Below are 23293 nucleotides of genomic sequence, written 5' to 3' on the forward strand. Positions count from 1 at the left end.
AGAGGGGATTTTTATAACATCTACTGAACTGGAGGATAATTTGATGACGCATGCTACTTTAGAACAGGTGACGGCGCTCCGTCAGTCGAAACAGTACGAGCAAGCCAAACAGATGATGCGTGAACTGTTAGAGACCGACCGTACGAATCCTTACTACCATTTTCAGATGGCTTGGTGTTTTGACAACCTCGGCGAAGAACAGGCGGCCGTCCCGCATTATGTCTTTGCCATCAATAACGGACTCGACGCACAGTTTTTGACGGACGCTTATATCGGACTCGGCAGTACATACCGGGCACTCGGACAATACGCTGCTGCGCGTGACACCTTTACGGAAGGCTTAGCACGTTTCCCCGACAGCACGGGACTGAAGACATTTTTAGCCTTGACGCTGTTTAATCTCAAGCAGCATGAGGAAGCGATGCAACAGTTGCTTGATGTCATCACGACGATGACGCCGGACTCCGACGTCCATGCGTACAGACAAGCCCTCCGTTATTACCGTGACCATTTACATGACGTGTCCGAGACGTAACCGTCTGCCCGCTTAACCGTTTACGCCCCTTCATTTCACTCCCTTACTAACGCGAAAGGAGTTTGTTCATGAAACGACCAACAGATGCACAAACGTCAGTCCTGACGATCATTGCCTATAAATACCCCGACCAGCCCCATTACGAGTGGCGTGGCAACATGCTCGAAAAAACAGACGACTACGTGCTCGTCCATGGACAAGCAGGCAGAAGACTGGTCCATCATACACGGGGACAGACCTTCACCTATGCGACACAGTCGCTTGAGTATTATCCCCTGAACGCGCCGTTCACGGTCAATATCGACTTCGATGCAGACGGAACTTCCTATCACTGCAACGTCTGCCTGCCCCCACGGCTCGACGGGGACACATTGTCTTTCGTCGACCTCGACCTCGATTATGTCCGCAATCAAGCAGGCACCTGGCAAGTCGTCGACCGGGACGAGTTCCTCGTCAATCAACGGACGTTCGCCTATCCTATCCGACTGATTGAACAAGCGGAAGCTGCCTTGACGGACTTGATTAAACGCGTGACCGAGGGACGGTTTCCGTTCGATGGGTTTCTTGCACAACAGGTGACCAGACTGTCACAATCCGTCTCCCGTCCCCCCGAATGAGGAGAGTCGTCAGATAAATCCAGACTAGAGCGTCAATCTTTTTAAACAATCCAAAAAGCCGCTGATGGAGGTTGTTGTCACATCCATCACTCGGCTTTTTGTTTGGCTTACTATTGTTGTCCTCACTGTTCTCCGCTCAGCCCGTGTACCATTCCGGAATCCGTCGCGAGAAGTTGTCGTGCGCCGCAAGAATACGCGTCAGGCGACCGGTCATCTCAGTGACTTCCTCCGGATGATTCCGAATCGTCCAGACGAGGGCTGAGAACAGGGTCATCGCCATATAGATACTGTAGACATCCCAAAACGCCTCCGGGACTGGACCGTCAAAATAGCCCTTGAGCTGCCCCCGGGCAAACGGAATGCTCTGTTCGACCGTAAACAGCCCGAGCTTGACGAAATCATGCCACGGGTCGCCATAATCCGCTTGATCAAAATCAATCACACCTACGAGCGATCCGTCCCGGACGATCAGGTTGCCTAAATGAAAGTCATCATGTTGAAATCGGTTCGGACGATCGGTGAGTCGCGGTATCTGTTGTTCGACCCAAGCAATGAGTTGTTCCGCCTGTTCAAACTCTACCCCGCTGGTCCTGTAGGCGGTGACGTATCGCTGATGTTTTGTTCGGCACCGCTCTGCCCAATCTGCGACCGAAGCAGGTGCAGCATATCCGTGGAGCGCTGCCAGCACCCGCCCCGCTTCGATACCTAGCTTGTACGCTGTCGCCTCGTCTGACGTCTCGAGCTCCGTTTTTGCATCGTTCCCCCTAAAATACGGTCTGATGCTGTAAGCTGAATGTGTTGAGAGCCATCCCACCTCAACAAAAGGCACGACCGGCAGTCCGTCCGCACTCATCGTTTGGACGTTTTCCGCCAACTCCCGTTGCCAAGCGAACCGTGTTCCATCCATGAGCTGTAACACGTACTCCCTTTGTCCGTTGATGACGTAGAATTTCGGGTAAGACGAATAACCGATCGTCAATGGCTCGATGCGTGTCGCACTCTTTAACCAGCCGATGTTTTGTTTGATCTCTTCCCGGTCCATCCTGTTTTCCTCCCTTGCATGGCTAGTCTTGAGATTAGACAAAGTAAAAAGCAGGGAAGAATGTGTCTTCCCTGCTTTTTTACGCTGATGGCTGTCCTGGGATATACTCCGAGATAATCCCGAGTAACTCCGCGTAGGCCTGTTCAAAATCAATGTTTTCAATCATATAGTCATAGTGGTCCCGGTCTTTCCAAGCTTCCGAGTAATCGATGAGCCGTGCTTCGAACTCCGGTGTATCCCCGCGCATCAACAGACGTTCTTTCATCAGATCAGGTGGAACGGACACGAAAATCGTGATGACACGGTCTTCGAACAATTCCTTGAACGCTGCCGCACCTTTCGGATCGATGTCTTTGATGACAATTCCGTTCGTCGCCACGACGTCTTCATAGGCTTGACGTGGTGTTCCGTACCACGCCCGGTGGACGTGCGCATATTCGATGAACCCTGTCTCTTGAATCAATTGCTGGAACGTTTTCACGTCGACGAAATGATAACTTTCCCCGTCTTGTTCGGTCGGGCGTTTCGGTCGTGTCGTCACGGAGGGAATGAACCGGACATGTTCATACTCGTGTCGTAATCGTTTGATTAAGGACGACTTTCCGCTGCCCGATCCACCAATCAATAGAATGATTTTACCTGACATCGTCATCCTCCTTTTGTTGTTGCCTAGTCATGAAATATCCCGAAACACGCAGCGCGAATTGTTCGAGTTCGCTATCGTCGACGACCCCGTAAATCGAACGGATGACGACGAGATACCGATCGTATTCAATGATGCGCGCGACATCATTTCGGGTCATTTGGACACGTTGTTCCGGATAGCTTGCGACGTAGTACCAGTCGACCGCAATACGCTCCGGCGTCGGTGTCGTATAAATCCATGTCTCGCTTTTTAGGTCATGTTCAATCGCACTCTTTAAAGAAAAACGTTGTACGGTCTCTAATTCGGCTTTAGCGTCTTGAAGTCCTGCTTGGAAGTCATCCGGTCGTGTCGCTGATTGTGCAACTTGTTTCGGTTGCGGTTGAGGTATTTTTTGAAAACCAATCTCGAGACCGATGCCAAGCGCAATCAGTGAAGCTATGATTGTCAACACATACCCCTTCCGCATGACGCTTCCTCCTTAGTCGATCGACAACTGCGCTTTGAACCCCTTTGGATCATTGACGATGACGGCATCGATGCCGATCGCTTTCATCCGTCTGACATCCTCTGCCGATTTCGGAGTATAGACACGGACGGAGATTCCTACGGCGTGAGCGAGTGCGACGTCTTCTGCCGTCACGCGACGATAATCCGGATGGATGCCCTTCGCCCCGAGCTGCTTCGCTTGTTGCTCCGGGTGAAACAACGGATACGGATAGAGCAGTGCTGTCTCGAGTGACGGATCAAGCTGACGAATCGTATCAATCGAGTAATGATTGAAGGAACTGAAGATTAATCGATTTGGTGCAAGCTGATGGGCACGGCACCGTTCGACGACGTAGGCCTCGAGACCTTCATAACGGATCGTATCCGTCTTCAGTTCGATATTGAGGACGATTTGCGTTGGCGCCACGAGCTCTAAGACTTCGTCAAGTGTTGGAATCATCGCACGCTGCGGTCCCGTACCCTTAAAGCGCGCTCCTGCATTCAATTGTTTGAGTTCTGCAAGCGTAAGATCAACGACACGCCCCGTTCCGTCCGTCGTCCGGTCGACCGTTTCGTCATGAATGACGATTCCGACGCCGTCTTTTGAGAAATGGACATCGAATTCGATGCCATCGACGTCCGGTAAGGCTGCTTCGAACGCCTCGAGCGTATTTTCCGGAAACGCGTCACTTGCGCCGCGGTGGGCAAACCATTGCATCACAGCGTTTCGACGACGCGCGTGTATTTCTTCGTCAAGTAATCAATCAATGGTTGGACCGTAATCGATTGCCCGGTCGCTGCTTCAATCAATTCGGCCGGCGTCTTCGCTTTTCCGTGTTGGTGGATATTTTCCTTTAACCACTTTTTGATCGGTGTAAACGAACCGCTTGCAATCAGTTCGTCGATGTCTTTAATATCCCGACGCATCGCTTCGTTCAACTGGGCACTGTAGACGAGTCCGAGCGCGTAGCTCGGGAAATAACCGAACGATCCACCCGACCAGTGAACATCCTGTAAGACACCTTGTGCGTTCGACGGGACATCGACTCCAAGGTATTCTTTATAAAGGCGGTTCCATTCCTCTGGCAGTGCCTTGACTTCGAGTTCACCCGTGATAAGACGTTTTTCAAGTTCGTAGCGGATGATGATATGCATCGCGTATGTCAATTCGTCCGCCTCGATCCGGATCAACGATGGTTTGACTTCGTTAACGGCCGCATAAAATGTTTCGAATGGAACGTCCGTCAAAGAAGGAATCGCAGCTTGCAATCCTGTATAACGTGCTTCGAGGAAACCACGGTTGCGTCCGATGAAGTTCTCAAAAAACAATGATTGTGATTCATGAATCCCCATCGACGCCCCTTCACCGAGACCAAGCGAGTCGAGTTCCGGATCGATGCCTTGTTCGTACGTCGCGTGCCCTGCTTCGTGCATCGTCCCGAAAACAGAGTTCCGGTAATCCGCTTCATCATATTTCGTCGTGACACGGGCATCTTTGCGGTTGATTGTCGTTTGGAACGGATGAACCGTCTCGTCGAGGCGACCGGCTGTAAAATCATACCCGATGTCATTCAACCACTCATGGTTGAGCTTGATTTGTGTCTCCCGGTCTGCCGACCAATCGAGTTTCGGGAATGTTTTCCCATCAAGATCGGCGAGCAACGTGATGATTGCTTGACGGAGCTCCGCGAACAATGGATCGAGCTGAGCGACTGTCATTCCTGGCTCATAGTCATGGAGCAATGCGTCGTATGGGTGATTTTCGTATCCACAGTACTCGACGAATTTACGTTCTGTCGCGACGATTTTTTCTAAGAGTGGTTCGAACATCGCCCAGTCATTTGCATCCTTCGCTTTTTCCCACACACTTTCCGCTTCCGAAATCAATGTCACAAAGGCTTGATATTCCGCTTCCGGAATTTTTGAGTCCCGATCAAATGCCTGTTTCGCTTTCTCGTATGAGATCGCATCGAGTCCCGTCAATGTTTCTTGCCCCATTGCGCCTAACAAGGACTGGTACTGTTCCCCTGTCCGGCGACGGAAACTTTCTGTCGATAAAAAACCAAGTGATTTCGAGCGGTTCGGCGCTGATTGTTCCGGCATGTATGTCCGCATGTCCCAGTAGAGTAAAGCGACTGCTTCCTCATAGGCACCAAGTGCGTCGAAATGGTCGCGCCACTGTTGTAACGTATTCATTCTAAAATCCCCCTTGAAGTATGTAGTGGTATACGTTTTTTAGCATATCACAAAATGTTCAAAACATTCATACAGGAACATCTCCTGAAACCTTTGTGGTCATTTGAACGTATAAATTATATAATCATTGTAACGGAGAAAGGATGGACCACACGTGAAAACAGATCAAGAACTGGCGACAGCCATCACCATCGAGTCAAACGGACAAACGCAACTGATTACCGGTCAACCACCTGAGTTAGACTGGATTGGTACGGGACGAAGTGCGTTCGTTTTTCGGATTCAAGGAACGGACCGCGTCATCAAAAAATTTTTCCCGAGCCATCGTCATCTTGCCGTCCTTGAAGGAGCGATTTATGAGCAATTGTCGTCGTTTTCGACGTACGCCAAACAATACGCCTACGGGGCGGATTACCTCGTCATCGAATATATCGAGGGACAGACGTTGTTCGACTGTCTCGTCAACGGGACGTTGATTCCCCGGGACGTCATCCGCGCTGTCGATCAAGCTTTAGCGGACGCACGATCGGTCGGCTTAAACCCGTCCGACATCCACTTGCGCAACATCATGCTGACAAAAGACGGGACACGGATCATCGACGTCGCACGGTTCCGTCAGACAGCACCGTGCTCACAGTGGGACGACTTAAAGCGCGGGTATGATTACTTTTATTGCAAATCGTATTTTCCGAAAAAGCTGCCCGAGGCTTTTCTGAACACAGTCGCCGATATTTATAAACGCCGGATGTTCGAGTCACACAGTAATACCGGATGACGCAGATAGATGAAGCGGTAGCATTTTTCCTGATTCACTTCATAACTCGACTACTGAAACAGGAAAATCCATCCGTTTTCGTTATACATTTTTTGGTATAATTAAGATAGATGAAAAGCAATTCATACCCTGTTTGAAAGTAGGTCGACAGATGAAAGAAATGATTCAAACGCACGATGATTTACTTGACATGCTTGACGATTTACTGCGTGAACCGACAGCATTCTGGAACGGCTTTTACGCCGACCGTGACAAACGGATTCCGTTTTTCGTCAACAAGCCGGACGAAAATCTCGTCCGGTACTTTGAACGCGACATCATCACGCCGGGTCACGTTTTGGAACTCGGTTGCGGCCCGGGGCGCAACGCGCTGTATTTTGCAAGACAAGGCTGCACCGTGACCGCCGTCGATTTGTCGTGCGAGTCGCTTGCCTGGGCACGCGAACGGGCGCAGGAGGAGCAGCTCGAGATTGAATTCATCGAACAGAACATCTTTGCGTTAACGATTGCTGAAGGCTCGTGCGATGTCATTTACGATTCTGGTTGTTTCCATCATATCGCCCCGCACCGCCGACGCGATTACCTCAAGCTCGTCACTGATTCCTTGACGGACGGCGGATATTTCGCCCTGACTTGTTTTATCGAAGGCGGTGAGCTCGGCGGATCCGACATTTCCGACTGGGAAGTGTACCGGACACGCAGCTTAAACGGTGGATTAGGATTCACGGAAGAGAAGTTACGGTTGATTTTCGCTGACTTCGACGTGGTTGAAATCAGACCGATGCTGATGATGCCGGTGTCCGCGACGACGTTTGGTCTATCCGGCTTGTGGACGGCATTGTTTCAAAGAAAAGCACGGTGAGTATACATGACAAAAAACCACGTAGGGCACGTATGCCTGACGTGGTTTTTCGTCACTTGGATGTTTTTCCGGTCACGCGTTTCGGTTTAGCGAATAACCCGAAGTACAATCCAACCATGATGCTAACGATGATCCAGCCATCTGTTTTATCCATCTCGACGCCTCCCGTCTTGCACTTAAGTGTGCCTAAATCATACACCAATGACTGATTACGTGCTTCATGAACACTTTTTTGTGCCTTAGCTTACGATTGAAAATGATAATGGAACAAGACGAGCACCGATAAGATCAGGGACTGATCTTGCTGTTGCTTGACTTTAAACGTTACGTCGGACCGCAAGTTCGCTTTACTCGTCGCAATCACCTCAGCCCCCTGCCAGACTTTAATCTTCGAGGACAACGTTGAGGAAGTGACTTCGTACTCGACGTCTTGATAGGACAGGAGCATGACTTCTTTGAATGTACGCATCCGTTTCAGTGACGCGTCGGTCCGGACCGTTCCGACGACTTCACCATTTTCATAGACGAGCCACTTTTGATTCCGCGCTAGGAGGGAACTCCGTTGTTCGACGTAAGAAACAGTACGGTCGGAAAAACTGAAGTTCAGATTCAAGAACCACCCCCGCAGTTTTGCCGAGAGCTGAACGAACAAAAATTGCCAAGCCTTTTGATAGCTCCGTCGATAGGAACCGATTTGCTGTGCACCTTCCAGCACGTATTTCGGTCGTCGTGTCGTCCGTTCGACGCACCGTGTCGTTAACGTGTTCGCGCGTCCCCCGTACCGCATGTCGCGTCTGATTTGCCAGTAATCGAGAAGCGCGCCACCAAGTGCTGCGAGCAGCAACAACGAAATCAAACCAAATTCCAGCCAACTGAACATGCCGGTTAAGAGGAAGCGGATGACCATTCCAATTGTAAATAATCCATACAGAAACAGCATTTCACCCATCGTCCTTCTTGCCTCCTTCCGCTACTTCAATTCCGTCATTTTTAGTGTACACTAGCACGATTACGATAGTAAGGATTATCTAAATGAGTTAAAATATGTTAAAAGATGGAGTTCAAGGAGGAGATGCAGTATGACTGAACAACGACAAATCGCACTCGTGACCGGTGCAAGTCACGAACGGGATATCGGAGCAGCGATCTGTCGGACGCTTGCCGCACGAGGGATCGACGTTTTTTTCACCGCCTGGCAAGCCGACCACGACTGGATCCCGTCATTTGAAGCGGAACTGGCAGCTTTTGGTGTCCGGACAAGAGGATTCCTGATTGACCTAGCCGATCCGGCGGCGGCGGCAACTGTCCATCAAACCGTCGTTGAGACGCTCGGCCAACCGTCGATTTTAATCAACAACGCTGCTCACTCGACACAAACCGACTATTTATCACTCGACGCCGCATCACTAGACGCCCATTATGCGGTCAATATCCGGACGACGTTACTATTATCGGTCGAGTTCGCCCGCCAGCTGCAAGCGTCACCGTTACTTTCAGGACGAATCATCAACATGACATCCGGACAGGAACGCGGACCGATGCCGGGCGAACTTGCTTATGTCGCGACGAAAGGTGCGATTTCTGCTTTTACGCAGACGTTCGCGCAGGAAGTTGCCCCGTTCGGCATTACGGTCAACGCCGTCAACCCCGGTCCGACCGACTCGACTTGGATGACGGACGAGATCCGCTCCGCCCTGTTACCGAAATTCCCCTTCGGCCGCATCGGGACACCAAACGACGTCGCCCGTCTGATTTCGTTTCTCGTCAGCGGCGAAGGTGCCTGGATCACCGGGCAAATTCTGCATTCGGAAGGTGGCTTTATCCGTCAATAATGGCATAATCCGTTAGTCGGCGAACAAAAAGGTCACTGGACGATGATGTCCGGTGACCTTTTTAGTTTTCTTATGTTGCATACGAATTAGACGTCATCCTTGCAAAAATTGAGTCAAGGACGGAGCGACGACTTCTTCGCGTTCCAGTGTTTCATGACCGACGACCATTACTTGACCCGTTACGAGATCCACACATAACAGGTCTCCATACATGTCTTCGTATCCGATGATGTACCATGATTTTAATCGATCCGCTTGATGTTGTTCGACTTCAATGATACTCCGAAAAATCGCTTGTGATTCCTCAAACAGATCAACCGGATGAACACATCCATAACGTGGCAATCCATCGACATCTGTTAATCGTATTTCTTCTTCCTCAACAGGTAACATCGCCATTACTTGTTCAATCGTCATCACTTCTTCTTCACATCCCTTTTAGTAGCACGTCGCTGTTTCATCTTCAGTTTGATGCTTCTTTATGTTAGTAAACAAAAACAGACTTCGGAAACTTCCGAAATCTGTTAGCGTCATGACGTATTTTTCTAGGGTATCTCAGTCGTTCCGGTAGGTCAACCCAAGAAACTGGGCTTTTTGATTAAACAGTTTCCGGTAGGACAGGTAGCCGACCATGACGGAAGACACGGCAGCATTCGTCAAAATCAGGAACAGAATCAGCAACTGGTACATGACGGCTTCCATCGGATCGGCTCCACCGATGATCAAACCGCTCATCATGCCGGGAAGCTGGACGAGTCCCATCGTTTTCTGGGCCTCGATCGTCGGAATCATACTCGTCTTGATGGCGCTTTTCAAACTTCGGTCAATCGCTGTTTTCGGTGAACCTCCGAGCGCTAAAATCAGCTCAATGACTTCATCGCCCCGGTCGACCTCGTCCTTGAACTTATTCAGGAACAAAAGCGACAGAATCATACAATTCCCGATCACCATCCCACTGATCGGAATGACTTCCTGCGCTTCGAACGGAATGATTCGAAGACCAAGCATGATACCCATCGTCAAGACTTCGACACTGACTAACGTCAGTAAAATGATACCGGTAATCCCGGGAATTCCGTCACCTTTTTTGATGATGTTGAGCGTCGCCGCGACAATCATCAACAGAATCATCAACCCAATGTAAATTTTACTGTCACTTTCGAAAACGAACGTCAAGATATAACCGACAATCAACAACTGGACGATCGACCGGACCGTCGCAATCAAAATATCGTTGCCAAGTCCAAGCTTTAACGTATATGTCAGCACCAATGGAATCAAGATGAAGACTAAGGCGGAAGCGAGTTGCACGTAACTCATTGGTCGACCCCCTTGACGAACGCTTCGATGACGGGATTATCCGAGTCCTCAATCAATTCAATCGTTCCCTGTTGAATCAATTGCCCGTCTTTTAAGAACCACATGTCATCACTGACACGGCGCGCTTGTTCGAGATCATGCGTAATCCAGATCACCGTCACGTTGAATTCCCGTTGAACTTTTCGGACGAGCGCCTCGATTTCCTTGACCATCCGGTAATCGAGACTCGCCGTGATCTCGTCGAGCAGCAGGACATCCGGTCGGTTGACGAGTGTCCGCGCGATCGCGATGCGGCTTTTTTCGCCTCCTGATAGTTCTTTAACGTTTTGTGTCAACGGTATCTCTTTTAAGTCGACCCGCTCCAACAGACGTTTTGCCTCTTCCTGTTCCAGTGTCTGGTCGAAGATCGCTTTCGGAAGATTCAAGTTGTCGTACACAGTCCCCGCAATCATCGGGGCACTTTGAAAGGCCATGCCAATCTTTTTTCGAAGCTCCATCATATCGATGTCTTTTAAATCGGTTCCCTTAAAATAAATCGCCCCGGCGTCCGGGGAAAGTAATCCGTTGATTTGTTTCAGACACGTCGTTTTCCCGGCACCGCTCGGTCCGACGAGCGTCGTGATTTTTCCTTCCCGAAACGTCCCGGAGATCCCTTTTAAAATCGATTTGTACTGGACATCCTTAAATTCAATGACTGCCACACCACTCCACCTCACCTTTTTGGTCGTTTTTTCTAGTGTAGCAGGGACGGTTGCCGCGCGGACAGCAAGAAGGTTCGACCGATGCCCAAGGCTTAGCGAAAGTTAACGAATCGGTGATATCACGTCAGACGATAGACCCAAATTTCTTCACCGTTCGCTTCATCGATCCGTTTGATATCAACAAAGCCTGCTTGCCGGTAAAAATACTTGGCATGCGTATTTTCTGCGTGTAAACTCAACACGATTTCATCGACTTCGAAATGGTCTTCGATGAAGCCGATTGCTCGTTTTAAAAACTGCGTTCCTAAGCCTCGTCCTTGGTATGGCTGACCGATCATGAACCGGTCAAGCCAAATGTACTTGTCAGTCCGGTTTTCAGCACCAATCATCATGAACCCGACCGGCTGCCTGTTTTCGCATAAGGCATAACAACGCCAGTCGTGATCGTGATCGTTCATCGCTTCTTGAAGCGACTGCGCGTTCGTTTCGATGTATGTACGCTGCGCAGGTGCGACGGTTAATGTCAAAACCTTGGCCTGATTCGCGTCATTAATCTCTTCGATTGTCATCATTGCTCATCCCCCAACTCTGTGTTCTTGTAAGATCTACAGCCTGCTCAAGCCACGAACAAATCCCGCATCGCTTAACCAAACTACGCGCGATACGGGTTATAGCGTACAGAGATCAATGAAACAGGCGATCTTACCGTCCGTCACGAATGACACGTGTTTTCGCAAACTCATCTTCCGGTAAAACGGAGGCATCCTGCAGATAACGCTGACGGTCCTTAAAGAATTTCCCTGCTGTGAATACTTCACGGTAAGCAATCCGTTTAAGGATTTGTGTCGTTTTCAACGGTTGGTTGTCTTGACTGACGACACGGAGTCCCATGACACGACTGCCGACCGTTCGGCCATCCGTCAAGCGTAATTGAACCGTTTCCATGACGACATCGACGACCGACTGGGTGACGATGCCACGGATGACGGGACGTTTGCTCCGTTTGAGAATTGTTTCTTCAAGGACATTTACAATGACAGCGTTCAACATCAAATTAATGACAGCCGCCCCGATTCTTCGTTTTGTGAGAGATTCCATGTGGATCATCCTTTCTCGATTTGAATAAAAAAAATGCCACTTCTCTTTCTGAAGAAAGAAGTGGCGTCATGCAAAACGATGAAACGTCCTGTCTGCCCAGCCATGCGGTGATTTCAGAGGCAACGAACATCCCCTCTCTTTTCCCGTTTTCTCATGGATTTAATCGAACGGTGACCGTTGATGTTTGAACAGTAATCTGTCTGAGTGTTGAAGCGTCAGCGTTGTCCTTTGATCGTTGAACATTCAGCTTTGACCGGACGGTCGCAAGGACCATCTTGGATGCTAATCGGTCAACCGATTAGAAGATGTCCGTTCTCGCACGGACAACGCGTGTTCGGTTATGAAATCATCAGACAAACAGGACGGTATGTTTAGATTAATATTTTCGTAAGTGTATTACTTTCAGATAGACTGAAATCGACTTCGGCATCAAATGCATCGATTGTCTCGTCTAACTGTTGAATGACTTGACGAAGACCGGAAGGGTCAATCAATTTCGGTTCTAATCGTTGGATGAACAGACGGCGCGTTTTTTCAATTTCTTCCGCGTCCCCTTTTTCACGCGCACCGTATGTCGCTTCGATATGATTTTCTGCGCGCCGCTCGATCTCGATACGCTCCTGTTCAATCGTTTGCTCCACTTCATGCAGTTGTGTTTTGAGTGTTTGTAACAATTGGCGATCGTAGTCAAGACCCGTATCGCGACGATCAATCGCCTCCGCGACCGTCATCTCGGTCCCGGCGATCCGGACACGCGTCACGGCATTCGATGCGGTAATCGCTGCTTTGATTTGATTTCGACGCTCAATCAATGCGCGAATCGACTGGAGATTTGCCGCCGCTTCCGTCGCGAACTGTTCGACGTTCGGAAAACCGACAGGCGGTTTGTCTCCCATATGCAATCCGATAAAGTGACCAAGCTGACCTTTTTTAATCCGTTTATCTAACATTTTTAATTCTACTAATCCACGATGGATCGACATCTCAATCTGCTCGATGTTCGCCACTTCCTTTTTAGATACTCGTGAGCTCCGCTCTACCTTTTCAGCATAGCAGAAAACACTTTAAAAATCGGACAATCGATGTTCTTTTCAACCTTACAAACTTGTCATATACTGATTTACCTTCATGTTATAATTCCATTATCAGGATATTCATGTTAAGAAAACGGAGGAACTGAACGTATGCCACACAGACTGCAATTGACGGCCCCCCGGACGCTCGAATGGATCGAGCGCCCCTTAGCGCCCTTGCAAGCAGATGAAGTACTCATCCAGACATTACATGGAGCGATCAGCATCGGCGCTGAATTGCCGCAAGTCATGGCGACTGACCGATCAGACCTCGCCCCGATCTATCCGAAAGAAACCGGATACGAGAGTTATGGGGAAGTGCTGGCGATTGGAGCGGATGTCTCAGACATCCGTGTCGGTGACCGCGTCGTCGCTTTTTACGGCCATCACGACAGCGCCATCGTCCGCGCAGCAAAAGTCATTCCCGTCCCGCGCGACCTGCCGCCGCAACTCGCCTTATTGACGATCTTATCGTGTGACGCCGCAAAAGGCGTCCATAAACTCAATCCCCGTCCGTCGGATGCCGTCGCCGTGACCGGGCTCGGGACGATCGGATTATTGACCGTCTTTTACTTACGTCACTATTTCGGTCTCTCGCGCATTGACGCCGTCGACCCGGACGAAAGGCGCCATGCACTCGCAAAACAGCTCGGGGCAACCCGCACGTTGACGTCCGGAAACGACCTCGAGCTGAATACTTATGTCGCTGCCCTCGAATGTTCGGGGCGGCAAACCGCGTTTGCGCATCTTCAGGAGGCACTCGCTCCAAACGGTCAGCTCTGCATTCTCTCTGACGGCAATTACGACGTCTTGTCGCTCTGTCCGAGCTTCTATGAAAAAGAGTTACGGATCGTCGGATCGAGTGACGGGATTGATTACCGCGCCCATGCGGACTGGTTTTTGCCGGTCGCCCGAAAGACACCTGCCTTACTCAAACTGTTTGAACAGTCAGTCGACTGGTCGGAGTTGATTCCTTGTTTCGAGGCTTTACAGGCAGGCGTAAAACCGTTAAAGGTGTTTATCAGCTACGACCGGTGACTGGATTTGTCTGACAGACACACCGTTCGGATCGACGGCTTCGATGTCTTCCCCCATAAAGATGACTTGCTGTAAGACGGTATGATTGCCAGGCACCGTCGTCACTTCATCGATTGCCCGTCCGAACAACCGCTGCAACTCCTGTTCGAAGCCGATTTGTTTTGTTGACAGCTGAATCCGTTTCAGTGGTTGATCGTCTGATAAAATCGCATCGTGATGCGTCTGCAGTTCAATCCGGCAAGCGTAAGGGGTCTGGATGAACGTCCGCCGTTCATTTGCTTGGATGGTCCAGCCCATCTGTTGTGCACGTTCGAGAAGCAGTGTCCGTTGTTCGGGTGTCACGAGAAAACCGAGATGGTCGAAGCGGACGGCTTTCCCGTGACCGAACGTAACGTTGATGGCACCGCGTTTCATCTCGATGATTCGAAAGCGAATCCCGTCGTCCCGGAAGTCATCCCATGTCAACGGCGGATCAAACGCGGTAAATGCTCCGTCGGTTTTTCCAATCCGTTGCGTGACCGCAAACCCTAATTTTTCATAAAACTGCTCCGTCGCCTCAACGTTCGGCGTCCAAAGATGATAATGAAACAACATCGGCACTACTTCCCTTCGCAATCAGTTCAGGGAACGTCATCACGTCGACGTCCCGACTGTCGTCTAAAAATTGTTGTATTAACGGTAAATGGGCGGCACCATAGAGGACGAGAATCCGTTCCCCCGGCTCCGCCAAATCAAGAATCCGGTTCGCGATCAACAGATTGCGGTAGTACCAGTACTGGATGACCCACCTCGCCCCGACGTGCGTCTCCGGATCCAGCCGGGCGAGTTGTCGGTACGTCCGGTGACTTGCTTCGACCGCCTGTTTGTCATTTAGTTGTTCAAGAAATGAGAGGTAGGTCTGCCCAAGTAATCTCGCTTCGAGTGCCTCGGATTTTTGTTGCTCGGCACGTATCAACCGGTCAAACGCGATCGGGTCGAGCTGTTCGAGTTCCGCAAGATTCGGGACACCTTCTACCGTCTGATTCCAGTCCACCGCCTGCAAACCGGTCAGACCCGCCGAGCGCGCCACTCGAAACCCGAGTTGATGGCGTTCATTCGCCGTCAGCGTAAAGGTTTGCTTGAGATAAGCGGCGTAGTCGCCATTCAGTGCGTCCGCCTGCTCAGGCAAAATCTCTAGCGCAACTTCTGTCGGACGAAACGTTTGCAGGACTTCGACGACCTGTTGAATCTCCTGCTGCCGTTCGTCTGAAAACACATCAAAGATTCGCGGACGAAACAAGTCCCCGTTGTCAGGACGGTCCAGATGAACGGTCCCGACGAGTAATACGGTTGCGCGTTGTGCCATCGATACTCCCCCTTTTATCATTTCCATTTTACTGTAAAATGGAAGCTAATCCTAGTCGGTTTCATTAAAATAGACCTTCTGCTATTGGCAAAAGGCGCCTCGACCAATCACGAGAGTCCCCCGATGGAGCTTTTGTTAGCAGCAGACCCATCTCAAAAAATAGTCGATGAGTATTTGAAAAGAGGTCGATGTTTCGTAGCTGAAACAGGGAATCAACGGATTGGCGTGTATGTGCTTCTGCCGACCAGACCACAAACGATTGAAATTGTAAATCTTGCAGTGGATGGGCAACATCAAGGTTACGGCGTAGGAAAATATCTTTTACGGCATGCCATTAAAACCGCGCAAACGATGAAATATACGACAATTGAAATCGGAACAGGCAATTCGAGCATCGGACAGTTGGCACTTTATCAAAAATGTGGATTTCGGATCGTCGGAGTCGACTTGAATTTCTTCTTGAGGCACTACGAAGAGGAGATTGTAGAAAACGGTATCCGGTGCACAGACATGATTCGGTTGTCTAAAGACATATAAAAGTTTCAACTTCCTTCATACCAAACAGCTCGTCTCGATTTTTTACAGATACGAACATTGCCTTGCTTTTACAGAATCAGTCAGCTCTTACGAATAACAAACCGATAAGAATAGCTCGAGCAAAAAAACGTGTAGTCAGTTATCCTCCTCACAGTTCATACTTTATGCAATTATCTTCTGCGCACAATGAGATGCTCTACATATGATTCAGGCATACACAGAAGCAAAGAACATCACAATTTCTCACTTCATGCGTGATTTAATTCTTAATCGTATCGGGAATGAAAACGATTTGACACGCTACCGTATTTTAATGGCAGCACACGAAAAGAAGTTTGAAGCCGTTACGTTCGAGAACATGAAACAAGATGCACCATAAGGTGAGTCTCATGATTGTTTTTCTCCGTCGTCATTATATAAATACGTGGATCTAGTTCTTCGATTTCGTACATAGAAATCAGTCTTTTTTAACTCTATTCCTATAATATTGAAAGCATCACTTCACTAACATTGCGTAAGAACCACAAACCTATTGCAAAATGCATATTCAACAAAACATCGATTCTACGAGATTCACTATATATTTTTTTAGAAACAAAAAGTTAGTTTTGATTTCAATTAAATCGGCTTATCAAAGTATGGCTGTTTATCGATGCTCCATGTAAAAACCTGTGTCCGTGTATGACGGTTCGGATCGTATAAAGGATCACCCTCAATTTCAGTATATGTCCGAGCATGATAAATAATAACATGTTGTCCCTGTTCATCTACTGTAAAGCTGTTATGTACTAGTCCATATTGACCAGCCTCTTCGTTCGTAACGAATACGGGATGTGTTTTTTCTCGGTACGAAAACATCAAGAGAGCTCTCTTGATGTTGAAAATTTTAGAATATTGTTCATTTTTATGAACTTACTTATAAATTTTTGATTATCAATCACCAATGCTTGGAGAGGGTTATATTAAATCTATTTTTTAAGTAGGACTAAGTACGTTATAGGTTTAAAACACATTTTATAAATTATTTCGACGCCGAAATGTATACATATTAACGGAAGAATTGTCCTATATTATTTTTAAAAGAACATGTACTTCAAAGTTTCTCAAGGATGCGTAATTTAACCGAATTACTGCGTGCTTCGCAGTTTCTCTTTGGCATTTCATAATTCTGTCCAGCTTTGATCGCATTGTGTGTAAGAACGTTCCATTTTATTTCGCTCGAAATTGGAGGTAGCTTTCGTCCTAAGTTCTGAGAAATCTTTCTCAATAAAAATCCAAGCTCTAGATAGGTTTCTATTTCCATTCTTCCTAATTTAGAAAGATGAATATTGCTTATAACGTTTCTCAGTTAGATTTATGTTGTGAATCTACTTTACAAAAAACGGTTATGGGGATTTTTTTGTGTTTTTATCTATATTCTGTACTTAATATACAATTCCTCATTATAAAATAAGAAGTATATATTCCCTCGTTGAAAGATGTATACTTCTTATTTTTTGACATTTATTATGTAAACAATACTATAACCATTATTACTCTTCATTAATAGACATTTATTTAATACTCGTTAATTTTAATTAAGCAACCTAATACCCATAAAAGCGGTATTATCCGTTAATTCCATTCTTATATTTCTTCATTAAGTACGAGAATAAAGTTATTAAAATTAATACAGATAGCCATAATACATACCCAGAAGTAACGATAAGACAGAATGCTAAAATTATACCTAGAAATAATTCTCCAAATTTATCTGCATTCATTGATTTCTGTACCCATGAATCAAACATTAATATCAATAGAAAAATTAGCACTGAAAAACCAAGCGGCCTTGTTATTGAACTTAATTCTGTTTCTGCACTCAAATATAACGAAATCATAATCAACGTACCAAAGATAAAAAAAATTGATATTAAATATGGCTTAAACAATTCAGCGATTCTGATGCTTAATTTTTCCATATCAGAAAACAATCCTTCACTCTCATCATGTTCTAATTCCATTAAAGATTTTTTTACTTCTTTATCTAAGTAGATAGATATTAAATTAGTGATTGAATTAATTTTTTGACGATTTAATTCTTTAGAATTCATGATAAGAAGAATTTCTTTCAATGCTTTTTTGTTAATAACATGATAAGAGTCATGGACTACTTTAAAAAAATCGTCATTTCCTTTACTCAGATTTACATTTTTAGATTCATAGAGAATAGAGGAATAAGCTTTAATTCTTTTTTCATATAACTCCATTTTTATTTTCTTTGATTCTATTTGTTGTTGTTTGAAACCATTACTTAACCAAATAAAAAATACGATAATGATCAAGAGTAAAATCTTATTCGCATTATCTAAATTTATAACCTGATCAACTTGGTCAATAAGTTGCTTATTCAAATATACCATTCTCACTTCTCCTGTTTTTCAGTAATTAAAATCATACAGAGCTGATCTTTTTCAATAAAGAAATAGAGCGCGTAATTGACATTTAAAAATTCGTAGTTCAAAAATATTTGCTTAGATAGTTAAAATCGTAAAATTCTTCAAGACATGGAGTAGTTTGCTCATATTGTATTTTTCATCCTCGTTTTAGTAGATCGTAAAGTCAATCAGATTTACAGTGATGCTCTGGATTATTAAGAAAACGAATTAAATCCTTCTCTCCGTGTACACAATCCAACAGATAGATAAATACGGTGATATCTTCGCTCGTGAAGCGGAATATCCTCTGATCAACGGCGAAGCTTTCAACGAGTGGATAAATGACGATCACCTGTTCGCTCGCGTATTTTTTAGCATATGCAAACATTTGATACATATCGGCCTGTGAGATCCCAAAATTGTTCACCTTAGGATTAAGGACCTTCCATTTCATGTCGATGATCCTCGTCTTCGTCACCTTATCAATACGGCACAAATACTTCATTACGACATCTGGGACTAATCTGAACGATCCACTATCGAATAGATACTTCGCTGGTTTCTTAAGAGTCACTTCCCATTCGGCTCCAGCATAACTCTCGATTAATTTCCCGACGTAACTCTCGAATAATTGGTTCATCGAGAAGAGGAGAGACTGAGTTCGAGTATTGCCTACCATATTTGAGATGTTTAAGTTGTTCAATAGAAGCCGTGACCATTCTAAACAATTAGTGTAATGTCCATTTTTTCGATTCTCAAGAACACTCGCAAACTCTTGATCGATTGTATGACTCTCTGCAACGCCATCAAAATGATGTAATAGGCGACGTGCCTCGCGACGATTCATCGGATCTGATGCGATCAAAATCGTCTTCATCAACGCCTTCTTGAGGATCCGATTTTCTGGACAATCGATGCTGTATTCATCAAACGCGACGTAAAATCGTTCTTTATGTACATGGTTGATGGTAATCTGACGTGCGAAGTTCATCTTTCCTTTATAGAACCGTACATTCTCTTCCTTCGTACGATAATCAGATTTCAATCCTCGCTTGACCACCCCAGACACTTCGCGAAGAAAAAGACTGATATATATTTCAAACATTGGCATTTTCGAGCTCCCAAGTTCCGTCGCATCAAAGGATTTACTCGGAAATTTACGCAACGTTTTTAACATCTTGAGCATCGCTGTACGGGCATCGACGTTTGTGGCATCAATTTTTGGAAGGATTTGAAGTTGTCTGCCGCTCGGCATCTGTAGAACACCAACGTAGTTCCTCGCCCGGATCACCTTACCGACACCTTTTCTTGAGGATAAGGTTAAGAAATCTAACCCATCCCGTCCTTCTTCCGATAACTCAAGCATCAGACTTTCCAGTTCCTTAAAGGTCTTTTTATCGATATTCCGGCCAGGTCCCGTGCACATGATGGCCTCATACTCCATCACCTCAATAACGTCATGCCTTTGCATATTGATTTCCATAGATCGCTTTGTATGTATCTGGTTGATTGAGGATATCATGATTGATACGATAGCTCGTCTCTAGATCTCTTGGGTCTATAGATGAATCGAACAAACCAAACGCTGGTTCATCATGAATGAGGATCGGATAGTTCTTATCGTTTCCGAATATAGCGTTTATTTTTCCAAAATCATCAAAGAAGTACTCTTGAAGGAGCGGAATGATGGATTTCAGGAAGACTTGCTCCAACGCACTTATATTGTCGTCCGATGACAGTGACGTAAAATAGGCATGTCCAATCATATGGTCCCGGTCATAGAGTGCTGCAATTCGACGATTCATGATGTCGAGCAAGTGCTCTAAATTTACGCCTTTGACAGAGATCCCTCGGAGCGTCAGCGAGTCAGGAGACATTTCGATAAATTGGAATCTTCTTCGCAGCGCGGTATCCATCAACGCAATGGAACGGTCCGCTGTGTTCATCGTTCCAATAATATAGATGTTACTCGGAACACCAAACTCTTTTTTCGAATAGGGAAGCTTAACGAGCGTTTCTTCCATCTCTCCAAGGCGTTTTGAAGGCTCGATCAACGTGATGAGCTCCCCTAAAATCTTCGAAATGTTCCCGCGATTAATTTCATCGACGATAAACACATATGGTTTCTCACTCTGGTCATTTATATCCGGAATACCATATTCTCCTTCAAGCATGCGTTCAACTTGCGATACGGATAGACGATCTAAAGGATAAACGGTCTTCTGAGTCAAATTCTTCCGCATATTCATTTCATGGATATCGAGTGAGATATTCTTAGCAAGCCAGTTCACTTTCCGGCTACGCTTGTACTGAGCTTCATCTTCCAACCATTTGACTTCACCTTCGATAATACCAATACCATCAATATGCCGTTCGTCTTTCAATGAAAGAACAATATCCCCAGCTTTCATCGTCTCGTAAAAATAGGTCAGAATACTACGTTCAGAAGGATTCATGGAGACAGTACTTTTAAAGGGGTTCTCTCCATAATTATCCCATCCAATCCGCATGATACCCTTGTCAAAACAAGCCTTCTTGAGAGGATGATCCCCTGATCCTCCTAGAGAAACCTTCCAAATACGTGCCTCACCATCAATTGAAACGTCATATCCGCCAAAACGATGACCGGCAGCAGCGAGATCGCAAAACTCCTTGAAAATACCAGACTCGATGTTGAACCCGATCTCATTCGTATCAGACGCGACCACTGGTTTGATTCCTTCTATAAACTCCTCGTATCCATACGACTGATGAAATGTCGTAAAGGCGATTCGGTTCTCATCTCTATACTTTGCATACCGTCGTTTCACTTCCGGGTATCCATCTTTCTTAATTTCATCCATGGTTTTCCCTTCAATGATAGCGACGGCATATAAGACCGTATGGTAGGTCTTCCCCGTACCTGGTGGCCCCTGTAGGATCGTGTTCTTAGGATGCACTGCTCTTCCTCCTTCAAGATGGTTTTTGACTGTAGCTGGTACTTGCTCCTCAACCATTGCAGGAGCGGCCTCTAGGATGGCTTCATAACTCGGTATAATTCGTTTGATCGACTCGTGCAATATGTCAGTCAGTTCTCTGCCCTGTGTCTCTTCGCGGGCACTCACATTAAGGGTAAACACTAACTCTATATTCTTGTTTTTCTCATTATTAATTTGTTTCTTTAAACTATCAGGAGTTTCTATTCCCGATTCCGATTCGTAATGGAATCCATCCTCACTAAGATAAGGCATATTTAAAAGACGGCTATGACGTACCAAATCCTCGGCCGAGGGATAACGCCTTCTTGTTCCCCTTCCATATCGACACTGCAGTACGACACGAACAACAACTTCCTCTTCTTCTGGTCTCCATCGAAGGTCGACTTGGATCCCATGGGGAAGTTCTTCGTATCCTCTTTTTTTGAGGACACCCCAAAGTCTGTTACGTCTTCCATTTATTAATCTATTTCCATCAGTCAGTATCATGTCGCTGCCGATCACTAAGCTTTCATAGAATCTTTTCTCAGCTTCTTGTATGGCGATGGCTTCCTCATTCGTAATTTCGTCTTCTCCCCTGAGGTATTCCAAGAGAATCGTCTCGATTTTGTCGCTCATTTATTACTCCTTTCGAGTCATTCCTTAACGAGTATGAGTCAGTCTACATCACTCTAAATGCAATGGAATGGCTCTATAATTTAAAATTCTTTACTTAAAAAATGAAGAAACTAATTTTTGTAGAGGATAATATCCAAATTCATGTTCAATCAAGATTTGAATCTAATCGTATCCCATACCTTACAACTCAATGATATTTTCATTTTTTATTCAGATTTGTATACATTTCGATATCGAAATGTATACAAATCTGAATACTCTATCAATAAACATATTTCATGCGTAATGGATCTTCTTTATTTAAAATTTTTTCAATTAATATTTCATTATATTCAATGCCATCGACACCTCGATGGATGCGTGCATGACAGTTAGGGCAAATAGCGGCAACGTGCTCTGGATGATCCGGTCCACCATCAGATAGACGATACATATGATGTACTTCTAATGATGAACCTGACTTGGCCTCAAAAGGCAAGCTTCGCATACTCCAACTGCTCTTCTTCGAGCGTACAGTTTGATAGCTTCTGATCGCTTTCGCACCGTCACTTGCTTGACTTGAATGGTTTCATGTCCATTTGACGTATCTTGAAGAGCTAACTGTTTTAACTCATCAAGCGAAAAATCTATATTTTGTAGTGTCACTTCACTATTGTTCAAAAGAGATCGTTCAATATTTGAAGAAGATTCAAAAATAAACTCTATAACATCGCGCATATTACCATTTCGATCTGGTGCTCGTTTTATTTCGTAATCAATTAGCGTTAACTGATCATCAAATGTATACAGACCATTTGTTGCGCGGTGAAACAAAAAAACATATTTTGAAGAATTAACATGATCTCGTAATGCTTTATTTCCCATTGAAAATGCTTGATCTCCGATTTGTCCTTCGCCTGTGTACATAAACAATATTCTTTCTTCGTTCCAACTATCAGAATAACCATATTGGCCGCCACTAGCCCCTGAAAAGATAAAGATTACAGATTCTTTAGCAGAAGCACTTATACCGCGCTGACGATTCCCTCCAAATTGATCATAAATCTCAGAACGTTTGTAGTACTCACCTGGACTAAAATTAATAGACAACATAAAGTATCACTCCTATTTTTTCTATCTAATAATCAATCACTTTTTTTAAGACAGATTCAATAATTTTAAAAATAATTAAAGTGATTTC

28 protein-coding genes are annotated in these 23293 nt (G+C 46.0%); 8 read left to right on the forward strand and 20 right to left on the reverse strand.

The genetic code is table 11. The annotated features are described in order from the left end of the window. Nucleotides 1-43: 43 nt before the first annotated feature. Together P403_RS0100865 and P403_RS0100870 are read left to right on the forward strand one after the other, a co-directional pair. Complete coding sequence (locus P403_RS0100865; RefSeq protein ID WP_029330293.1) at nucleotides 44-535, forward strand: tetratricopeptide repeat protein; 492 nt, start codon at nucleotides 44-46, stop codon at nucleotides 533-535. 68 nt (nucleotides 536-603) lie between these two features. Beyond that, on the forward strand, nucleotides 604-1152 hold the full coding sequence (locus tag P403_RS0100870) for a DUF402 domain-containing protein (protein WP_029330295.1): 549 nt from the start codon (nucleotides 604-606) through the stop codon (nucleotides 1150-1152). Between the two features lie 136 nt (nucleotides 1153-1288). Here P403_RS0100870 and P403_RS0100875 read toward each other — a convergent pair whose 3' ends face one another. From P403_RS0100875 to P403_RS0100895, 5 genes are all read right to left on the reverse strand, one after another. Then, the gene (locus tag P403_RS0100875; RefSeq protein ID WP_029330297.1) at nucleotides 1289-2194 is read right to left on the reverse strand and encodes an aminoglycoside phosphotransferase family protein; all 906 of its coding nucleotides are present in this window, start codon (nucleotides 2192-2194) and stop codon (nucleotides 1289-1291) included. 79 nt (nucleotides 2195-2273) lie between these two features. Then, complete coding sequence (locus P403_RS0100880) at nucleotides 2274-2840, reverse strand: guanylate kinase (protein WP_029330299.1); 567 nt, start codon at nucleotides 2838-2840, stop codon at nucleotides 2274-2276. Further along, a complete protein-coding gene (locus P403_RS0100885) occupies nucleotides 2830-3306 on the reverse strand; it encodes a hypothetical protein (RefSeq protein ID WP_029330301.1) in 477 nt (158 codons plus the stop codon). Before P403_RS0100885 ends, P403_RS0100880 begins: the two co-directional genes overlap by 11 nt. 12 nt (nucleotides 3307-3318) lie before the next feature. Further along, nucleotides 3319-4044, reverse strand: coding sequence for a glycerophosphodiester phosphodiesterase (locus P403_RS0100890; protein WP_029330303.1), 726 nt, complete (start codon nucleotides 4042-4044; stop codon nucleotides 3319-3321). Further along, nucleotides 4044-5522 (reverse strand): carboxypeptidase M32, encoded by a 1479-nt coding sequence (locus P403_RS0100895; RefSeq protein ID WP_029330305.1) that lies wholly within the window; start codon nucleotides 5520-5522, stop codon nucleotides 4044-4046. Before P403_RS0100895 ends, P403_RS0100890 begins: the two co-directional genes overlap by 1 nt. Before the next feature lie 154 nt (nucleotides 5523-5676). Between P403_RS0100895 and P403_RS0100900 the strand changes: the two genes are divergently transcribed. Together P403_RS0100900 and P403_RS0100905 are read left to right on the forward strand one after the other, a co-directional pair. Beyond that, entirely contained in the window at nucleotides 5677-6297 is a 621-nt protein-coding gene (locus P403_RS0100900) for a lipopolysaccharide core heptose(II) kinase RfaY (protein WP_029330306.1), read from the forward strand. Nucleotides 6298-6448: 151 nt separating this feature from the next. Continuing rightward, the gene (locus P403_RS0100905; protein ID WP_029330308.1) at nucleotides 6449-7159 is read left to right on the forward strand and encodes an SAM-dependent methyltransferase; all 711 of its coding nucleotides are present in this window, start codon (nucleotides 6449-6451) and stop codon (nucleotides 7157-7159) included. 244 nt (nucleotides 7160-7403) lie between these two features. Here the strand turns inward: P403_RS0100905 and P403_RS0100915 are convergent, their stop codons facing one another. Further along, complete coding sequence (locus P403_RS0100915; RefSeq protein ID WP_029330310.1) at nucleotides 7404-8108, reverse strand: tubby C-terminal domain-like protein; 705 nt, start codon at nucleotides 8106-8108, stop codon at nucleotides 7404-7406. Nucleotides 8109-8238: 130 nt separating this feature from the next. On the opposite strand from P403_RS0100915, the gene P403_RS0100920 reads away from it, so the two are divergent. Beyond that, a complete protein-coding gene (locus P403_RS0100920) occupies nucleotides 8239-8991 on the forward strand; it encodes an SDR family oxidoreductase (protein WP_029330312.1) in 753 nt (250 codons plus the stop codon). 93 nt (nucleotides 8992-9084) lie between these two features. On the opposite strand, the gene P403_RS0100925 is transcribed toward P403_RS0100920, so the two are convergent. The 6 genes from P403_RS0100925 to P403_RS0100950 form a co-directional block, all read right to left on the reverse strand. Further along, on the reverse strand, nucleotides 9085-9411 hold the full coding sequence (locus P403_RS0100925; protein ID WP_152638907.1) for an SMI1/KNR4 family protein: 327 nt from the start codon (nucleotides 9409-9411) through the stop codon (nucleotides 9085-9087). A gap of 135 nt (nucleotides 9412-9546) precedes the next feature. Beyond that, entirely contained in the window at nucleotides 9547-10311 is a 765-nt protein-coding gene (locus P403_RS0100930; protein ID WP_029330318.1) for an ABC transporter permease, read from the reverse strand. After that, a complete protein-coding gene (locus P403_RS0100935; RefSeq protein WP_029330320.1) occupies nucleotides 10308-11012 on the reverse strand; it encodes an ABC transporter ATP-binding protein in 705 nt (234 codons plus the stop codon). The genes P403_RS0100930 and P403_RS0100935 overlap by 4 nt, the downstream gene beginning before the upstream one ends. 119 nt (nucleotides 11013-11131) lie before the next feature. Then, the gene (locus P403_RS0100940) at nucleotides 11132-11584 is read right to left on the reverse strand and encodes a GNAT family N-acetyltransferase (protein ID WP_029330322.1); all 453 of its coding nucleotides are present in this window, start codon (nucleotides 11582-11584) and stop codon (nucleotides 11132-11134) included. A 130-nt stretch (nucleotides 11585-11714) separates the two neighbouring features. Continuing rightward, nucleotides 11715-12110 carry an RDD family protein gene (locus P403_RS0100945; protein ID WP_029330324.1) on the reverse strand — a complete coding sequence of 132 codons (396 nt, stop codon included), beginning with the start codon at nucleotides 12108-12110 and terminating at the stop codon, nucleotides 11715-11717. 371 nt (nucleotides 12111-12481) lie between these two features. Then, nucleotides 12482-13117 carry a hypothetical protein gene (locus P403_RS0100950; RefSeq protein ID WP_235195155.1) on the reverse strand — a complete coding sequence of 212 codons (636 nt, stop codon included), beginning with the start codon at nucleotides 13115-13117 and terminating at the stop codon, nucleotides 12482-12484. A gap of 177 nt (nucleotides 13118-13294) precedes the next feature. On the opposite strand from P403_RS0100950, the gene P403_RS0100955 reads away from it, so the two are divergent. Beyond that, a complete protein-coding gene (locus P403_RS0100955; RefSeq protein ID WP_029330327.1) occupies nucleotides 13295-14221 on the forward strand; it encodes a zinc-dependent alcohol dehydrogenase in 927 nt (308 codons plus the stop codon). Here P403_RS0100955 and P403_RS0100960 read toward each other — a convergent pair. Together P403_RS0100960 and P403_RS0100965 are read right to left on the reverse strand one after the other, a co-directional pair. Continuing rightward, nucleotides 14192-14815 (reverse strand): VOC family protein, encoded by a 624-nt coding sequence (locus P403_RS0100960; protein WP_029330329.1) that lies wholly within the window; start codon nucleotides 14813-14815, stop codon nucleotides 14192-14194. The two genes, P403_RS0100955 and P403_RS0100960, sit on opposite strands and share 30 nt — an antisense overlap. Further along, on the reverse strand, nucleotides 14778-15566 hold the full coding sequence (locus tag P403_RS0100965; protein ID WP_029330331.1) for a DUF5694 domain-containing protein: 789 nt from the start codon (nucleotides 15564-15566) through the stop codon (nucleotides 14778-14780). The genes P403_RS0100960 and P403_RS0100965 overlap by 38 nt, the downstream gene beginning before the upstream one ends. A 123-nt stretch (nucleotides 15567-15689) precedes the next feature. Here P403_RS0100965 and P403_RS0100970 point away from each other — a divergent pair, with 123 nt between their 5' ends. Together P403_RS0100970 and P403_RS16490 are read left to right on the forward strand one after the other, a co-directional pair. Beyond that, the gene (locus P403_RS0100970; RefSeq protein ID WP_051667265.1) at nucleotides 15690-16103 is read left to right on the forward strand and encodes a GNAT family N-acetyltransferase; all 414 of its coding nucleotides are present in this window, start codon (nucleotides 15690-15692) and stop codon (nucleotides 16101-16103) included. 202 nt (nucleotides 16104-16305) lie between these two features. Beyond that, nucleotides 16306-16482 carry a DUF6290 family protein gene (locus P403_RS16490; RefSeq protein ID WP_152638908.1) on the forward strand — a complete coding sequence of 59 codons (177 nt, stop codon included), beginning with the start codon at nucleotides 16306-16308 and terminating at the stop codon, nucleotides 16480-16482. Nucleotides 16483-16721: 239 nt separating this feature from the next. Here the strand turns inward: P403_RS16490 and P403_RS0100980 are convergent, their stop codons facing one another. The 6 genes from P403_RS0100980 to P403_RS16240 form a co-directional block, all read right to left on the reverse strand. Then, on the reverse strand, nucleotides 16722-16961 hold the full coding sequence (locus P403_RS0100980) for a family 43 glycosylhydrolase (protein ID WP_029330339.1): 240 nt from the start codon (nucleotides 16959-16961) through the stop codon (nucleotides 16722-16724). Between the two features lie 749 nt (nucleotides 16962-17710). Continuing rightward, entirely contained in the window at nucleotides 17711-18505 is a 795-nt protein-coding gene (locus P403_RS0100990) for a hypothetical protein (protein WP_029330342.1), read from the reverse strand. A gap of 199 nt (nucleotides 18506-18704) precedes the next feature. Next, nucleotides 18705-20003: an McrC family protein gene (locus tag P403_RS0100995; protein WP_160167771.1), complete on the reverse strand. Its 1299-nt coding sequence runs from the start codon at nucleotides 20001-20003 to the stop codon at nucleotides 18705-18707. Next, the gene (locus tag P403_RS16235) at nucleotides 19978-22113 is read right to left on the reverse strand and encodes an AAA family ATPase (protein ID WP_051667267.1); all 2136 of its coding nucleotides are present in this window, start codon (nucleotides 22111-22113) and stop codon (nucleotides 19978-19980) included. The genes P403_RS0100995 and P403_RS16235 overlap by 26 nt, the downstream gene beginning before the upstream one ends. 262 nt (nucleotides 22114-22375) lie before the next feature. Then, nucleotides 22376-22546 carry a hypothetical protein gene (locus P403_RS16360; RefSeq protein ID WP_160167772.1) on the reverse strand — a complete coding sequence of 57 codons (171 nt, stop codon included), beginning with the start codon at nucleotides 22544-22546 and terminating at the stop codon, nucleotides 22376-22378. 11 nt (nucleotides 22547-22557) lie between these two features. After that, nucleotides 22558-23205, reverse strand: a complete 648-nt coding sequence (locus P403_RS16240; RefSeq protein ID WP_051667269.1) for an SRA domain-containing endonuclease — start codon at nucleotides 23203-23205, stop codon at nucleotides 22558-22560. Nucleotides 23206-23293: the final 88 nt, after the last annotated feature.

It is taken from the genome of Exiguobacterium oxidotolerans JCM 12280, assembly GCF_000702625.1.
In the GTDB taxonomy this organism is placed as follows: domain Bacteria; phylum Bacillota; class Bacilli; order Exiguobacteriales; family Exiguobacteriaceae; genus Exiguobacterium_A; species Exiguobacterium_A oxidotolerans.

Coding starts and splice junctions, on each gene's coding strand:
- P403_RS0100865 (WP_029330293.1), top strand. CDS start 44: ATGACGCATGCTACTTTAGAACAGGTGACGGCGCTCCGTCAGTCGAAA.
- P403_RS0100870 (WP_029330295.1), top strand. CDS start 604: ATGAAACGACCAACAGATGCACAAACGTCAGTCCTGACGATCATTGCC.
- P403_RS0100875 (WP_029330297.1), bottom strand. CDS start 2,194: ATGGACCGGGAAGAGATCAAACAAAACATCGGCTGGTTAAAGAGTGCG.
- P403_RS0100880 (WP_029330299.1), bottom strand. CDS start 2,840: ATGTCAGGTAAAATCATTCTATTGATTGGTGGATCGGGCAGCGGAAAG.
- P403_RS0100885 (WP_029330301.1), bottom strand. CDS start 3,306: ATGCGGAAGGGGTATGTGTTGACAATCATAGCTTCACTGATTGCGCTT.
- P403_RS0100890 (WP_029330303.1), bottom strand. CDS start 4,044: ATGCAATGGTTTGCCCACCGCGGCGCAAGTGACGCGTTTCCGGAAAAT.
- P403_RS0100895 (WP_029330305.1), bottom strand. CDS start 5,522: ATGAATACGTTACAACAGTGGCGCGACCATTTCGACGCACTTGGTGCC.
- P403_RS0100905 (WP_029330308.1), top strand. CDS start 6,449: ATGAAAGAAATGATTCAAACGCACGATGATTTACTTGACATGCTTGAC.
- P403_RS0100915 (WP_029330310.1), bottom strand. CDS start 8,108: ATGGGTGAAATGCTGTTTCTGTATGGATTATTTACAATTGGAATGGTC.
- P403_RS0100920 (WP_029330312.1), top strand. CDS start 8,239: ATGACTGAACAACGACAAATCGCACTCGTGACCGGTGCAAGTCACGAA.
- P403_RS0100930 (WP_029330318.1), bottom strand. CDS start 10,311: ATGAGTTACGTGCAACTCGCTTCCGCCTTAGTCTTCATCTTGATTCCA.
- P403_RS0100940 (WP_029330322.1), bottom strand. CDS start 11,584: ATGATGACAATCGAAGAGATTAATGACGCGAATCAGGCCAAGGTTTTG.
- P403_RS0100945 (WP_029330324.1), bottom strand. CDS start 12,110: ATGGAATCTCTCACAAAACGAAGAATCGGGGCGGCTGTCATTAATTTG.
- P403_RS0100955 (WP_029330327.1), top strand. CDS start 13,295: ATGCCACACAGACTGCAATTGACGGCCCCCCGGACGCTCGAATGGATC.
- P403_RS0100960 (WP_029330329.1), bottom strand. CDS start 14,815: ATGTTGTTTCATTATCATCTTTGGACGCCGAACGTTGAGGCGACGGAG.
- P403_RS0100965 (WP_029330331.1), bottom strand. CDS start 15,566: ATGGCACAACGCGCAACCGTATTACTCGTCGGGACCGTTCATCTGGAC.
- P403_RS0100970 (WP_051667265.1), top strand. CDS start 15,690: ATGGAGCTTTTGTTAGCAGCAGACCCATCTCAAAAAATAGTCGATGAG.
- P403_RS16490 (WP_152638908.1), top strand. CDS start 16,306: ATGATTCAGGCATACACAGAAGCAAAGAACATCACAATTTCTCACTTC.
- P403_RS0100980 (WP_029330339.1), bottom strand. CDS start 16,961: ATGTTTTCGTACCGAGAAAAAACACATCCCGTATTCGTTACGAACGAA.
- P403_RS0100990 (WP_029330342.1), bottom strand. CDS start 18,505: ATGGTATATTTGAATAAGCAACTTATTGACCAAGTTGATCAGGTTATA.
- P403_RS0100995 (WP_160167771.1), bottom strand. CDS start 20,003: ATGGAAATCAATATGCAAAGGCATGACGTTATTGAGGTGATGGAGTAT.
- P403_RS16235 (WP_051667267.1), bottom strand. CDS start 22,113: ATGAGCGACAAAATCGAGACGATTCTCTTGGAATACCTCAGGGGAGAA.
- P403_RS16360 (WP_160167772.1), bottom strand. CDS start 22,546: ATGTATCGTCTATCTGATGGTGGACCGGATCATCCAGAGCACGTTGCC.
- P403_RS16240 (WP_051667269.1), bottom strand. CDS start 23,205: ATGTTGTCTATTAATTTTAGTCCAGGTGAGTACTACAAACGTTCTGAG.